The organism is Streptomyces aquilus (genome assembly GCF_003955715.1).
Classification (GTDB): domain Bacteria; phylum Actinomycetota; class Actinomycetes; order Streptomycetales; family Streptomycetaceae; genus Streptomyces; species Streptomyces aquilus.
In genome coordinates, this window is sequence record NZ_CP034463.1 from 166,023 (window position 1) to 178,403 (window position 12,381).

Annotated in this window: 12 protein-coding genes and 2 pseudogenes; 5 read left to right on the forward strand and 9 right to left on the reverse strand. The window is 70.8% G+C overall.

What is annotated here, in order from left to right; all coding sequences use genetic code 11:
- Positions 1-210: 210 nt before the first annotated feature.
- A complete protein-coding gene (locus tag EJC51_RS00810) occupies positions 211-999 on the reverse strand; it encodes an alpha/beta fold hydrolase (protein WP_126269216.1) in 789 nt (262 codons plus the stop codon).
- Between the two features lie 123 nt (positions 1,000-1,122).
- On the opposite strand from EJC51_RS00810, the gene EJC51_RS00815 reads away from it, so the two are divergent.
- Entirely contained in the window at positions 1,123-1,761 is a 639-nt protein-coding gene (locus EJC51_RS00815) for a TetR/AcrR family transcriptional regulator (RefSeq protein WP_126269217.1), read from the forward strand.
- Between the two features lie 167 nt (positions 1,762-1,928).
- Here EJC51_RS00815 and EJC51_RS00820 read toward each other — a convergent pair whose 3' ends face one another.
- Together EJC51_RS00820 and EJC51_RS48440 are read right to left on the reverse strand one after the other, a co-directional pair.
- Positions 1,929-2,654 (reverse strand): dienelactone hydrolase family protein, encoded by a 726-nt coding sequence (locus tag EJC51_RS00820; protein ID WP_126269218.1) that lies wholly within the window; start codon positions 2,652-2,654, stop codon positions 1,929-1,931.
- A gap of 577 nt (positions 2,655-3,231) precedes the next feature.
- Positions 3,232-3,462, reverse strand: coding sequence for a hypothetical protein (locus EJC51_RS48440; protein ID WP_244362326.1), 231 nt, complete (start codon positions 3,460-3,462; stop codon positions 3,232-3,234).
- Between the two features lie 582 nt (positions 3,463-4,044).
- Between EJC51_RS48440 and EJC51_RS00830 the strand changes: the two genes are divergently transcribed.
- From EJC51_RS00830 to EJC51_RS00840, 3 genes are read left to right on the forward strand one after another with little or no spacing between them, the layout of a single operon-like run.
- Positions 4,045-4,497 carry an OsmC family protein gene (locus EJC51_RS00830; protein WP_126269219.1) on the forward strand — a complete coding sequence of 151 codons (453 nt, stop codon included), beginning with the start codon at positions 4,045-4,047 and terminating at the stop codon, positions 4,495-4,497.
- Positions 4,494-6,188, forward strand: a complete 1,695-nt coding sequence (locus EJC51_RS00835; protein ID WP_126269220.1) for an aminotransferase class V-fold PLP-dependent enzyme — start codon at positions 4,494-4,496, stop codon at positions 6,186-6,188. The genes EJC51_RS00830 and EJC51_RS00835 overlap by 4 nt, the downstream gene beginning before the upstream one ends.
- A 51-nt stretch (positions 6,189-6,239) precedes the next feature.
- The gene (locus EJC51_RS00840; protein WP_126269221.1) at positions 6,240-6,611 is read left to right on the forward strand and encodes a thioredoxin family protein; all 372 of its coding nucleotides are present in this window, start codon (positions 6,240-6,242) and stop codon (positions 6,609-6,611) included.
- 38 nt (positions 6,612-6,649) lie between these two features.
- Here the strand turns inward: EJC51_RS00840 and EJC51_RS00845 are convergent, their stop codons facing one another.
- Positions 6,650-7,237: a rhodanese-like domain-containing protein gene (locus EJC51_RS00845; RefSeq protein WP_126269222.1), complete on the reverse strand. Its 588-nt coding sequence runs from the start codon at positions 7,235-7,237 to the stop codon at positions 6,650-6,652.
- A gap of 81 nt (positions 7,238-7,318) precedes the next feature.
- Between EJC51_RS00845 and EJC51_RS00850 the strand changes: the two genes are divergently transcribed.
- Positions 7,319-7,606 carry a metal-sensitive transcriptional regulator gene (locus EJC51_RS00850; protein ID WP_126269223.1) on the forward strand — a complete coding sequence of 96 codons (288 nt, stop codon included), beginning with the start codon at positions 7,319-7,321 and terminating at the stop codon, positions 7,604-7,606.
- Between the two features lie 19 nt (positions 7,607-7,625).
- Here EJC51_RS00850 and EJC51_RS00855 read toward each other — a convergent pair whose 3' ends face one another.
- The 5 genes and pseudogenes from EJC51_RS00855 to EJC51_RS00880 all read right to left on the reverse strand — a co-directional run.
- Complete coding sequence (locus EJC51_RS00855; protein ID WP_126269224.1) at positions 7,626-8,372, reverse strand: sulfite exporter TauE/SafE family protein; 747 nt, start codon at positions 8,370-8,372, stop codon at positions 7,626-7,628.
- A complete protein-coding gene (locus EJC51_RS00860) occupies positions 8,369-8,755 on the reverse strand; it encodes a rhodanese-like domain-containing protein (protein WP_126269225.1) in 387 nt (128 codons plus the stop codon). Before EJC51_RS00860 ends, EJC51_RS00855 begins: the two co-directional genes overlap by 4 nt.
- Before the next feature lie 69 nt (positions 8,756-8,824).
- On the reverse strand, positions 8,825-10,180 hold the full coding sequence (locus EJC51_RS00865) for an MBL fold metallo-hydrolase (protein WP_126269226.1): 1,356 nt from the start codon (positions 10,178-10,180) through the stop codon (positions 8,825-8,827).
- Positions 10,181-10,503: 323 nt separating this feature from the next.
- A pseudogene (locus EJC51_RS00875) lies at positions 10,504-11,035 on the reverse strand (DUF6879 family protein).
- A gap of 287 nt (positions 11,036-11,322) precedes the next feature.
- Positions 11,323-11,968: pseudogene (locus EJC51_RS00880) on the reverse strand (AMP-binding enzyme); the annotation flags it as partial.
- Between the last annotated feature and the right edge of the window lie 413 nt (positions 11,969-12,381).

Genomic DNA, 12,381 nt, shown 5'->3' on the forward strand with positions numbered 1-12,381 from the left:
TGATGTACGCCCCGGCGCGGTCGAGGTTCTCCCGCACGATCTCGTCGTCCGCGTTGCTCTCGCCGCCCCGAGGCTGCGCTCGCGGCAGCTTGGACGTTCTCGGCCCCTTGGTGGATGCGTAGCCCGCCGTCGCCGAAAGGGTTGCCGGGGCGGCGTTCGGGCCGGCAGTGAAGCAGTCGAGAGATATGCCCAGGCTGGCTTAGACCTGCCTCATGCTGTCTCCTCGGCGGTGAAGAACTCGATCAACGCGGGAGCGAGAACGCTGGGGTCGACATCGTGGTCCTGACCGTCGAGCGTGCCGTGCTGGCCGGGCAGGGCATGAGCACCGGCCCGGATCCAGCCGTCGCTCGCGCCGCCGTCCAGCACGAGCAGCCGGTCGGCCAGGGTGTTCCATCCCTCGGCCGGCAGCGGGCGTCCGGACATGGTGTCGCCCATGACGGCGCCGTCGTACGGCAGCGTGTGGGCGACTGCTTCCATGTCGGCCCAGAACGGCGCGTGCCGCATTCCGGCGACCGCCTCGGCCGGGACACCGACGGCCTGGGTCAGGAAGTAGGCGACCGCGTCGCCGCGGGCGTCGTCCCCTACGAGGCCGGTGAGGTGTTCGAGGTAGTCGTCAGGGATCGGGGGACGGCTGTCGTCGACCACGAACGGCGGTTCGTACACCGAGAGCCGGGAGATCGAGCTGCCTCGGACCGCCGCCCGCAGGGCGAGGACGGCACCGGACGACATGCCGTGGACGAACGCGGTTCCGCCCGCGAGGTCGATCAGGGCGTCCAGGTCCTCGACCTCGCGCTGGACGTCGTGCGGGGCGGTGTCACCGCTGTCGCCCCGGCCGCGGCGGTCGTAGGTGATGACGTCGAAGTGCTCGGCGAGCAGCGTGGGAAGCTCCCCGAAGTCGCCGCGCCGCTGAAAGGCGCCGCCGACAAGCACCAGGGCGGGTCCCCGGCCGGTTCGCTCGTAGGCGATGGCGGTGCCGTCGTGCGAGAAAACCTTGCCCATTGGATCCGTCTCCGCTCATGTCGACGGGGCGTCCACCCGCCCCCATGGGAACTGGACGGTACAGTACCCATGCGGGTACTGGTCCGTCTAGTACTGTTCGTCGAGAGGGAGAAGGGGAGGGCCATGGAGACGACGCAGCCGGAAGGGCGCTCGGCCCGCAAGCGCCAGGCGATCCTGGAGGCGGCCACGACGGTGTTCCTGAACAAGGGATACCCGGGCACGAGCATGGACGAGGTCGCCGCCCTGGCCTCGGTGTCCAAGCAGACGGTCTACAAGAACTTCACCGACAAGCAGCGCCTGTTCACCGAGATCATCCACGGCGGCCTCGACCGCATCGACGAACTGTTCAGCGACGTCACGGGCTCACTGGCCGCCACCGAAGACCTGGACAAGGACCTCGCCGCACTCGCCCGGCAGTTCGTCATCATCCTCACCCAGCCCCGCCTGCTCCAACTACGCCGTCTGGTCATCGCCGAAGCCGACCGATTCCCCGAACTCGGCCGTACGTACTACGAGCGCGGCCCCGAACGCGTCCACACCCTCCTCGCCGAGAGCTTCGGCCGCCTCGCCGAGCGCAAGCTGCTGACCCTGGACGACCCGGCCCTCGCAGCCAACCACCTCACGTGGCTGATCACCTCGATCCCTGTCAACAAGGTCATGTTCTGCGGCTCGGGCGAACAGTTCACCCGAGCCGAACTCGACCACTACGCCGATGAAGCGGTACGGGTCTTCCTCGCCGCCTACCGTCCGGCATCCGCCTGACGAAGGACGCGCCGACAGCGATCCCTACTTGCGAAAGCGGGGAATCCGCCGGCGCATCCACGACAAGCCGGTCACCTGCTGAACGCGCTCTCTCCTGAGCAGGGACTGTCAGTGCCCGATGCCGACCAGGCCTATCGCCAGCCTGTTTGCCTGGGCAATGCCCCAGATCACTCTGTCACGGGCAGGCACTCGGCGAGCAGGTCGAGGACGTCGCGCCAGGCTCGCTGTGCGTGCTGTGGGTGGTAGCCGACGCCGGGGACCGTGGGGTGGTCGACCGGTGGGTGGTGGAAGGCGTGCAGGGCGCCTCCGTAGACCACGAGGCGCCAGTCGACGCCTGCGGCCCGCATCTCGGCGATGAATGCCTCCCGTTGCGCGGGCGGCATGATCGGGTCTTCCGACCCGACCCCGGCCCACACCGGGCAGCGGATGCGCGCCGCCTCGCCCGGTCGGCCCGTGGTCAGCGCATTGACTGTCCCGATCGCGCGCAGGTTGACGCCGTCGCGCCCGAGTTCCAGCCCGACGGCGCCTCCGGTGCCGTAGCCGACGACGGCGATCCGGTCGGGGTCGGTCCGCGGTTCGGCGCGCACCACGTCGAGCGCCGCATGACCGATGCCACGCATCCGGTCGGGGTTGGCGAGCAGCGGCATGCAACGGGCCAGCATCTCCTCGGGGTCACCCAAATAGCGCCCGCCGTGAAGGTCGAAGGCCAGCGCTACGTATCCCCGCTCGGCGAGAGCATCGGCCCGGCGGCGCTCGACGTCGCTGAGACCCATGCCTTCTGGTCCGAGCAGCACCGCGGGCCGGCGGTCGACACCGGCCGGGAGCGCGAGGTGCCCGATCATCGTCAAACCGTCGGCCGGATACTCGACCCGACGCGTCGTAATCGTGGTCATGAGACTGGACCGTAGTGATCGTCGAGCCGGTCCGGCCGGAGTTCTGCCGCTGGCAGAACAGGGCGGGTATCCCTCTGAAATACGGCGCGGCCTCACAAGTACGCCAGCAACAAGAACCGTCCCAAGCCCCGTCCCCACGGCAGCGCAGTCGGTATCGTCCCGTTGCCCCTTTGGGGAGCATCTCGGTCACACCCGCATGACAGGCGGGGGTCCCTGAACTCGTCCGCGCAGAGCACCCTGCCGTCCACCAACGCAAAGGTTCCTGCGACTGAGCGGCCAGAAATTCGCGAACCCACCTGTCTCACCCGGCGGCCATCCCGACCCCCGGCGAGAGCCCGTCGCCTACACCCGGCTCGCCGTCGACAGCATCCAACGCGGCATCCGCTACAGCGAACTCGGCGGGACCTGACCTCGTCGCCGTCCGGGCCGCTCCGCGAGATCTACGACGAGAACCAGCCGCAGTCGGTGTGTGCCGTCGTCAGATCGTGGGCGCGGCCGGGCAGCGGGTGTGCTTGTCGGCCGTTAAGGGACCCGGACAAGGGGGTGCCTCGCAGCATCGCGGGGCACCCTGCGATGCCTACCGTTGGCTTGGTACAGCACCTGCGGTGGGCAGAGCGGCAACGGCCGTGATCCAGTCGGCGCTCAACCGGGCGCACGCCGTCAGACGGCCGCCCTCGAAGCGTTCCAGCACGTCGCGCAGACCGACGGCGCCGGGCAGGTCGTAGAAGGGGAAGACCTTCTCGCCCCAGCCGGGGCCGGTCAGCCCTTCGGTCTCCTCCGGCAGCAGCCTGGCCCCGGTGGCGACCACGAGGACGTCGTACGTCAGCCGGGTGTCACCGGTGAGGTGCCACGGTCCGCGCGTCCAGGTCGACCCGGTCGATCCGCGCCTGCTTGTCGTCGACGGCCGCGTCCAGCTGCCGGGGACGGGAACGCAGCAGGTGATGCGGCTGGGGCCAGTCCGAACGGCGCGAACAGCAGGCCGGGCAGGTAGAGGTGATCGTCGTCCTGGTCGACCACGGTGATCCGGTGCCCGCTCTGGCCGTGTGTGCGACACAGTCGGTTCGCCGTCATGGTGCCGGCCGTTCCGCCACCGAGAATCACGAGGTGTTTGCCCATGCCCCCACTGTCGTGCGGACGATGACGGCCAGGCATGGGGCCGCTGGTCCCCATCCGAGTACCCACCCGGGTATGCCCTCCCCCGGGCCCCTCGGCCCCAGGATCCATGTGCCTGCCATGACCGCCCTGATAAAATACCCAGCAGGGTATAGCGCCGCACCATTGGGCACGTGGGCCGAACGGCCCCCGGCGCGCCCCGTCGGCCCCTCGCCCCGTCCCGCGCTCAGCGGTCGACTGGAGTCCGGAGCAGACGACACCAGAGAGGGGCCCGGCCATGACCGGCAGCACACCTCAGACCCTCGGTACGAGCCACCCCCAGTCCGTGGACGTGCATCGCCTGGAGGTCGTTCACGTCGAAGGCGACGCATACACCGTGGACGTCCGCGAACACCACCTCGATGTCGACCAGCCCCTGGAGGCGGGCGGCACGGACACCGCACCCACCCCCACCGAACTCTTGGCGGCCTCCCTGGCCACCTGCGTGGCGTTCTACGCGGGCCGCTACCTCCACCGGCACGGTCTGCCCCAAGCCGGCCTGCGCGTCCGCACCGAGTTCACCATGGCACCCGACCGCCCGGCCCGGGTCGCTTTCCTGCGCCTCGTCGTCGTGCCGCCGCCGGAACTGCCCGAGCAGCGGCGCGCGGCCCTGCTGGCCGTCGCCTCGCGCTGCACGGTCCACAACACCCTCCACCAGCCGCCCGAGATCGACATCGAGCTGACGCCATGAGGACGACCTCGGCGCCGACCGTGCCGGCGCTCCTGGATCGCATCAGAGGCGGCCTCATCGGCGACGACGAGGTCCTGGAGGGCCCCTACGGCCCGAACCGGATCGTCTACGCCGACTACACCGCATCCGGACGCTCCCTGGACTGCGTCGAGGACTTCGTGCGCGAGCAGGTGCTGCCGCGCTACGGCAACACCCACACCGAAAGCTCCAGCACCGGGCTGCAGACCACCCGGCTGCGCGAGGACGCTCGCCGGATCATCCGGGACGCGGTCGGCGGCACCGAGCGCGATCTGGTGATCTTCTGCGGCTCCGGGGCCACCGCGGCGGTCAACAAGCTGGTCGGCATCCTTGAGCTGCGCCGTCCGGACCGGCCGGCGCCGGACGAGCGGCCGGTGGTGTTCGTGGGTCCGTACGAGCACCACTCCAACGAGCTGCCCTGGCGCGAGTCCATCGCCGAGGTCGTGGTCATCGACGAGGACGCCGACGGCCACATCGACCTCACCGAACTCGAAGCGGGGCTACGGCGGTACGCGGACCGGCCGCTGCTGATCGGCAGCTTCTCCGCCGCGTCCAACGTCACCGGCATCCTGACCGACACCGACCGCATCGCGCGCCTGCTGCACGCGTATGGCGCGCTGTCCTTCTGGGACTACGCGGCGGCGGCACCGTACGTCCCGATCCGGGTGGCCGAGAGCTCGCCGGGGGCCGGGGACCACAAGGACGCGCTGTTCCTGTCCCCGCACAAGTTCGTCGGCGGTCCGCAGACCCCGGGGGTGCTGGTCGTCCGGCGCGAGCTGGTGCGCAACCGGGTGCCCACCGCGCCCGGCGGCGGCACGGTCGCCTTCGTCGACCCGTTCGGCCACCGTTATCTCGACGACCCGGTGGCCCGGGAGGAGGGCGGCACCCCCGCGATCGTGGAGTCCATCCGGGCCGGACTGGTCTTCGCCCTCAAGCAGGCGGTGGGAACCGAGACCATCCAGGCCGCGGAGGAACGCCACTGGCGGCGCGCGCTCGCGGTCTGGGAGGGCAATCGCGGCATCGAGATCCTCGGCGACCATCACGCCCGCCGGCTGTCCATCGTCTCTTTCCGGATCCGCTACGGAGAGCACGCCTATCTGCACCACCACTACGTCGTGGCCCTGCTCAACGACCTCTTCGGCATCCAGGCCCGGGGCGGCTGCTCCTGCGCGGGCCCTTACGGCCACCGCCTGCTCGCGATCGACGCCCCCACTTCCCACGCCCTGCTCGACGAGGTCGTGCACGGGTGCGACGGCATCAAGCCCGGCTGGGCCCGCGTCAACTTCAACTACTTCATCAGTGACACCGTCCGTGATTACCTCATCGACGCCGTCGGCCTGATCGCCACCCATGGACATCGGCTGCTGTCCGACTACCGCTTCGACCCGCACACCGGGCAGTGGCGCCATCACAGCGGCCCCGCCGACGCTCCTCTGCGGCTGACCGACGTCCGCTTCGGCGCCGACGGGCGGATCTCCGCTTTGGCTGCCCGCCATCGCCGACTGGGCGAAGAGGCGCTGGCCGGTCAACTCGCCCGTGCCCGCGCGGTACTGGCCACTCGTCCCGACCGGCTCGACGACGGCCCCACCGGGCTGCCGGCCGACTTCGAGCGCATGCGCTGGTTCCCGCTCCCGCCCGCCTGCGTGGAACAAACCCGCACCGGCAGCGGTTGAACCGAGCAGACGCAGATACCCCACCGGGTATACAGGAGTGGAGGGAAACCCATGCCGACCGTCGAACTGACCAAGGACAACTTCGAGGAGACCGTCACCGGCTCCGACATCCTGCTGATCGACTTCTGGGCCGCCTGGTGCGGACCGTGCCGGATGTTCGGCCCCGTCTATGACAAGGCGTCCGAGCGCCACCCGGACATCGTCTTCGGCAAGGTCGACACCGAGGCGCAGCCCGAACTCGCCGGCGCCTTCCGGATCTCGTCCATCCCCACCCTGATGGCCGTCCGCGACCGGACCGTCCTGTACTCGCAGCCCGGCGCACTACCGCCGCAGGCGCTGGAGGAACTCATCGGGAAGATCCGCGCCGTCGACATGGGCGACGTGCGCCGGAAGGCCGCCGCGGGCTCTGCGGAGGCGAGCTGACGCCCGGGAAGTATGAAGGGCGCCCCGGAACGTCGGTGTCAGCGACTGCGAAGAGCGGCGAGCGCGGCGTCGAGGTCGGCCGCGCGCGGGCGGTTGTGCGGCAGCTTGCCGAGCACGACCGCCATGCCGCAGGTGTCGGTGAGAGCGGAGAAGACCAGCCCGCCCGCGACTCCGGCCGAGATCAGCAGGAGGGCCGGATGCAGGAGCAGGCCGAGGACGAGACCGAGGAGCACCAGGGCGCCGGCCGCGAACCGGACTTGGCGTTCCATGCTCCAGCCGGAACGGGTGTCACAGGCCGCCGGTGTGTGCAGATCGTGCCCCTCGGCAGCCCAGGCTCCGGTGCCGCCGGCGAGGGTCGCCGTGGTGACGCCCTGCTCGGCCAGCAGCTTGCAGGCGTTCTCCGAGCGGGCGCCCGAGGCACACACGACGAGTACGTCGCCCTGGCCGGCCGCGTGCCGTATCTCCGGCAGCGCCCGCCGGACGTGGTCCAGGGGGATGTTGAGGGCGCCGGGCAGATGGCCCGAGGCGTACTCGGCGGGCGTGCGCACGTCGATGACGGTCAGCTCGTGCAGCCGCGTGCGGGCCTGGTCCGTGCCGAGGGCGACGGGAGCGGGGGTGTTGGTCATGACAGATGTGATCCTTAATGGTCGACGCCGCCCCGAACCGGGACGTACAGTACCCCTAGGGGTATTTATCTAGGAGTGATCGTGGAACTGGAGCTTGAGGGTGCGGACCTGAAGGCCGTGCTGAACCGGCTGCGCCGGGCACAGGGTCAGATCTCCGGTGTGATCCGGATGATCGAGGAGGGACGCGACTGCGAGGACGTGGTCACGCAACTGGCCGCCGCCTCGCGTGCGCTGGACCGGGCCGGCTTCGCCATCATCGCGACGGGGCTCCAGCAGTGCATCACCGACATCGACGCCGACCGTAAGAACGGCGAGGACCCGCAGGCGATGCGCGCCCGGCTGGAGAAGCTGTTCCTGTCCCTGGCCTGATCGCGCATCCGGCACCCCCTCAGACCAGCGCGTCGATCAGCATGAAGGCCGCCACGGCCAGCAGCACCAGTGCGAAGATCCGCTGCAGCGCTCGCCCGGAGACCTTCACGGCCAGCCGCTTGCCATCCCAGGCACCGAGGATCGCGGCCCCGACGAACGGGCCGACCACCGCCCAGTCCAGCGTCTCGACCGTGCCGGCCCGGGTCGACAGTGCGGCCAGCGAGTTGACGGTGATGACCAGCAGGCTGGTGCCCACCGCATCCCGCATCCGCATGCCCAGCACCCCCACCAGTGCCGGTACGGCGAGGAAGCCGCCGCCGACACCCAGGACACCGGTGACCGTACCGAGGCCGGCACCGGCCGCAGCCGCCCGCCCCGGCCGTACCGTCACAACGCCCTCCGCGGCCGGCCCGGACCGCAGCATGCGTACGGCGGCCGCTCCCGCGACCACGCCGAACGCGGCCGTGAGCACGCCCGCCGGGACGCGTCCGGCGAGCGCGCCGCCCAGCATCGCCGGGCCGATCCCGGCCGCCGCGAACAGCAGCCCGGTACGCCAGCTCACGTGCTCGTCGCGGGCGTGCGCGACCAGCGCGGTGACCGAGGTGAGCGTGACGATGACCAGACTCGCGGTCGTCGCCCCGACCGGGCTGAAGCCGAGCAGGTAGATCAGCGCCGGGACGGCCAGGACACTGCCGCCGCCCCCGAGCGCACCGAGCGCCAGACCGATCACGGCCCCGGCGCCCAGGGCGAGCAGGAGAGCGCTCACGCGACCGTGCCGTTCCGACCATCCGCGTCGACCACCGGCAAACCCGCCTTGGCCCACTCCCGCATCCCGCCGACCACGTCGACGGCCTCCGAGCCGCGGGCGACGAGCAGTTCGGTGGCCTGCCGGGAGCGGTTGCCGGAGCGGCAGATCACGATCAGGGGCCGCGCCTGCGCTGGTGCGGGCAGCCCCGCCCCGGCGGCCAGCGCCGACAGGGACAGGTGCACGGCGCGCGGCGCATGGCCCGCCTGCCACTCGTAGGGCTCACGCACGTCCAGCAGTACGGCGTCACCGCCGCCGTCGGCGTTGTCGTGCCCGGTGCGCGCGGCTGCCTCCTGCACACTTACGCGCCCCGGGCCGCTGCGGGCCCGTCGGAAGATGCTCATCTCGGTTTCTGGCTCCTGTTCGTCACGTCGTCAGGGAAGATCGGCAGGCCCCCGCGGCGGCCTGCGCCGTCAGGGGGTCCGCAGGACGAGTCCCGCCTTCTCGGCCGCGTCGAAGGAGTCGTCCACGGCGACGACGTCACGGCCTGAGGCGTCCAGCAGGGAGGCGGCGATCGCGGCGCGCATCCCGCCCGCGCAGTGCACCCACACCTGCCCGTCGGGAACCTCGTCGAGACGGCGGTGCAAGGTGTGGACCGGGATGTGCACCGAGCCCTCGACATATCCGTCGGCCCGCTCCGACGTCCGGCGCACGTCCAGGACGACGACGTCCGCGCCCCGTTCCGCAAGGTCGGCGAAGGTGCCCCTCCGGAAGGCGGCCGGCGCCTCGCCCTCGCGCACCCAGTCGGCCGGGCCGCCCGTGGCCGCGGCGGCGGGGCGGTCGATACCCACCCGGACCAGCTCCCGCTGCGCGGCGGCGAGTTGCGCGGGCGACTCGGCGAGCAGCGTGACCGGCTTGCCCCATGGGATCAACCAGGCCAGATACGTGGCGAGCTGCCCCTCCGCCTCGAAGTTGAAGGACCCGGAGACGTGCCCGGCGGCAAACGCGACCCGGTTGCGCAGATCGACCACCCACTCCCCCGCGTCCAGCCGCTCGGCGATCTCGTCGCCGTCCGCGACGGCGGGCGGGGTCAGGTCGACGGGCGCGGGTCCGGCAGCGTTGGCCGGGCCCATGTGCGTGTAGTAGGCGGGCACGTCGTCCAGGCCTGCCAGCAGATCGGCGACGAAGCTGTCGACGTCCCGGGTGAGCGCCTCGTTGGACACCTTCTCCTTGCCGATGGTCGTGTCGCTGCCCTCGGCCTGGGAGGACGAGCAGAAGCTGCCGAAGCCGTGCGTGGGCAGTACGGCGGTGTCGTCCGGGAGTTCGGCGGCCAGCCGGTGTGCGGACGCGTGCTGGGCACGGGCCAGCCGCTCCGTCAGCCGCGGCTCGACCAGGTCGGGCCGGCCGACGCTGCCGATGAGCAGGGACCCGCCAGTGAACACGGCGACCGCCGCGCCGTCCGCCTCCAGTACGTAGGAGGTGTGGTGCGGGGTGTGACCGGGGGTGGCCAGCGCGCGCAGCGCCAGGCCGCTGTCCAGGGCCGTGACATCACCGTCGCGCACAGGTGTCCGCTCGAACGACACCCGCGCCCCGGCCGGCACGAGGTAGTCCGCGCCCGCGATCCGGGCGAGCTCCAGGCCGCCGGTGACGTAGTCGTTGTGCACGTGCGTCTCGACCACGTGCGAGATCCGTACCCCGCGCCGTGCGGCCGCCGCGATCACCTGATCGACGTCGCGGGGCGGGTCGACCGCGACGGCCGTCCGCTCACCGCCGGCGAGATAACCACGGTTGCCGAGCCCGGACACCTCGATCGTGTCGACGAAGAACACGCTGTGCTCCCTTCCAGTGAAGAATTACCCCGGGGGGTATGTTTTCGACGGTAGCACAAGTACCCCGGGGGGTATTTTCAAGGGCGGGAAAAGCCCGACCGCGCCCTACGAGTACCTCGCACAGGGCCGGACACTCGTCCCACCCCGTTCAAGCCACCGGGAAGGGGCCTTGCCCATGCGCTACGACCGCACAGTCCGCCTCGACACCGACTTCGCCACCCGTGAGGCCGGCGTCCTTGCGCAGGTGCGTCAGGCGCACGGCGAGCGCTTCACGGGCTGCCTGAGCGCTGGAGGAAGGAGAGGCGGGCCTGGGTGAGGGCGGGTCAGACGGTGTACTTCTGGTGGTCGACGGCACGCTCCCGTACGGCCTCGAAGGCGTCGGAGCAGAGCTTGACCGCAGCATGGTCCTCGCCGAATTCCTTGGGCGGATCCGCCCGATCGCCGTCCCCGGTGAAGATGCTGAACTGAACCAAGCGGTCGTCGAAAAGCCAGGAGTCGGCCCCCGGCAGAACGGTGTCCACGGCCCGCCGGCGAGGCAGCCGCGCACCGAATCGCCCGCGTCGTCGTTCAGCGGGGTGGCAGCGGCTCCCACCGGATGCAGTCCGTCACGGGCTCAGACACGACCCGGGCCCGGCGCATCACCACACCACGGCCGACAGCCTCCCGTACAGTGCCCAGCCAGCCGGGCCACCACCGTGCCGTCGGGTCGAGATCGACATGGCTGGTGCGCTTGACCTGCTCGAACTCCTCGACCTCGGCACCGACGCCGTACCCGTCACGCATCTCCAGATGCACCGCGCTGCGGCGCGTACCAGCCAGCAGCTCAGCGAAGCTCGGCACGCCGTTCTGCGACATCGCACGCCTCCCTCAGAATCGGCACCGGGCGGGCAGGGCTGCGGATCACCGTCTCATGGGCGGGGAGATTCCCACCGCGTGACCGGCGACCCGCTCCGTACCGCGCCCCCCGGTGTTGGGGTCGATCCCGATGAACTGCGGGTCCACGATGCCCTTCCGGATCAAGCGGGTTGCGTGTTCTTGCGTGCGGCGGTTCCGAAGGGTGCGGAGGTCGTCAACGGCGCGGTGCGGGTTCGAGGCGACATCGGCTCGAAGCCGCGCGGTACGGGACGCACCCCGCTCGACGGCTACCGGCGCTGCCGTTGCTCAGGCAGCGTAGCCACCGCTGGAGACTGATTGCCGCGTGCTTCGGCGTCGGCGAGAACGGTGGCGAGCGCCGACCAGTCCGGGTAGGCGAGGATTCGTTCCGCGTGGTCAGGGACTGCTGCTCGTATATCGCTGGCCAGCACGCGGCGGGCTTGATCCCTGAGCTGTCGGGCTGTGAGTTCGGCGAGCGTCGGAGCACGTGCTCGGTCTGCGGCCGTCTGCAGGTGCTGGACGGCCTGGCGGGCAGCTTCGGCCTGGTGGGCGTGGCGCTTCGCTTCGCGCCAACGCCCGGCCACGATGGTCGTCCAGACGCAGGCTGCGACCAGGGGGCCACTGCATTGCCGTGGGGGCCGCTGGCGGTGTGGACGATGTAGCGGGCCGCGCTGCGCAATGCGTGAGCAGCACGGACTTCCGGCCGTACCTGGGATTCTGGGCTCGGGCGAACGCCTTGGAGGCGGCCCGGAGTTCGGTGCGCAAGGGGTCGGGGGCTTTCTGGGCGGTGGCTTCCAGATCCTCGGCACCGGTCGCGCTGCCCTCGCACCGAGCGACGTAGGCAACAGGTCTCTCGGTCCAGCGCGGGTCCGGTCGGGCGATCGCGGCGGCTTCGACGACGTCGGGGGGCGAGGCGATCGCAGTCTCGAGCTCGACCGAGGAGATCCATGCGCCTCCTGACTCGACCAGATCCTTCACGGCGACATCGTCACCCTCGCTCTCGACGCCCTTCTGCGAGCCAAGGGCTACCCGACCGACCTCAACCCCGCCAAGGCGCAGCCGTCGTGAACGGTGAGCACACCGCATTCGCTCGGTCTTCGCTCACCTTCATCCAGCCTCCTCCTGCTCGCCGGATGCGTCCCAACGGGCCTGGTCTCCTGTTCAGCCACCCCTTATGAAACCGTGCCCGGCCTGGCCGCGCCCTACGTCCGGCGCTGGGAGATCGAGTCCGGCACATCAGACCTGTGCCACCTGCCCGGCCGCGTCCGCAGGCCCCGCCTGCCGCGTTCACGCAGGACACCCAGCACCGTTGCGGCGCACTGCATTTC

What these genes read in the sequence shown, in the direction of transcription:
- EJC51_RS00810 (WP_126269216.1), bottom strand. Translation starts at nt 999, where the DNA reads ATGGGCAAGGTTTTCTCGCACGACGGCACCGCCATCGCCTACGAGCGA.
- EJC51_RS00815 (WP_126269217.1), top strand. Translation starts at nt 1,123, where the DNA reads ATGGAGACGACGCAGCCGGAAGGGCGCTCGGCCCGCAAGCGCCAGGCG.
- EJC51_RS00820 (WP_126269218.1), bottom strand. Translation starts at nt 2,654, where the DNA reads ATGACCACGATTACGACGCGTCGGGTCGAGTATCCGGCCGACGGTTTG.
- EJC51_RS00830 (WP_126269219.1), top strand. Translation starts at nt 4,045, where the DNA reads ATGACCGGCAGCACACCTCAGACCCTCGGTACGAGCCACCCCCAGTCC.
- EJC51_RS00835 (WP_126269220.1), top strand. Translation starts at nt 4,494, where the DNA reads ATGAGGACGACCTCGGCGCCGACCGTGCCGGCGCTCCTGGATCGCATC.
- EJC51_RS00840 (WP_126269221.1), top strand. Translation starts at nt 6,240, where the DNA reads ATGCCGACCGTCGAACTGACCAAGGACAACTTCGAGGAGACCGTCACC.
- EJC51_RS00845 (WP_126269222.1), bottom strand. Translation starts at nt 7,237, where the DNA reads ATGACCAACACCCCCGCTCCCGTCGCCCTCGGCACGGACCAGGCCCGC.
- EJC51_RS00860 (WP_126269225.1), bottom strand. Translation starts at nt 8,755, where the DNA reads ATGAGCATCTTCCGACGGGCCCGCAGCGGCCCGGGGCGCGTAAGTGTG.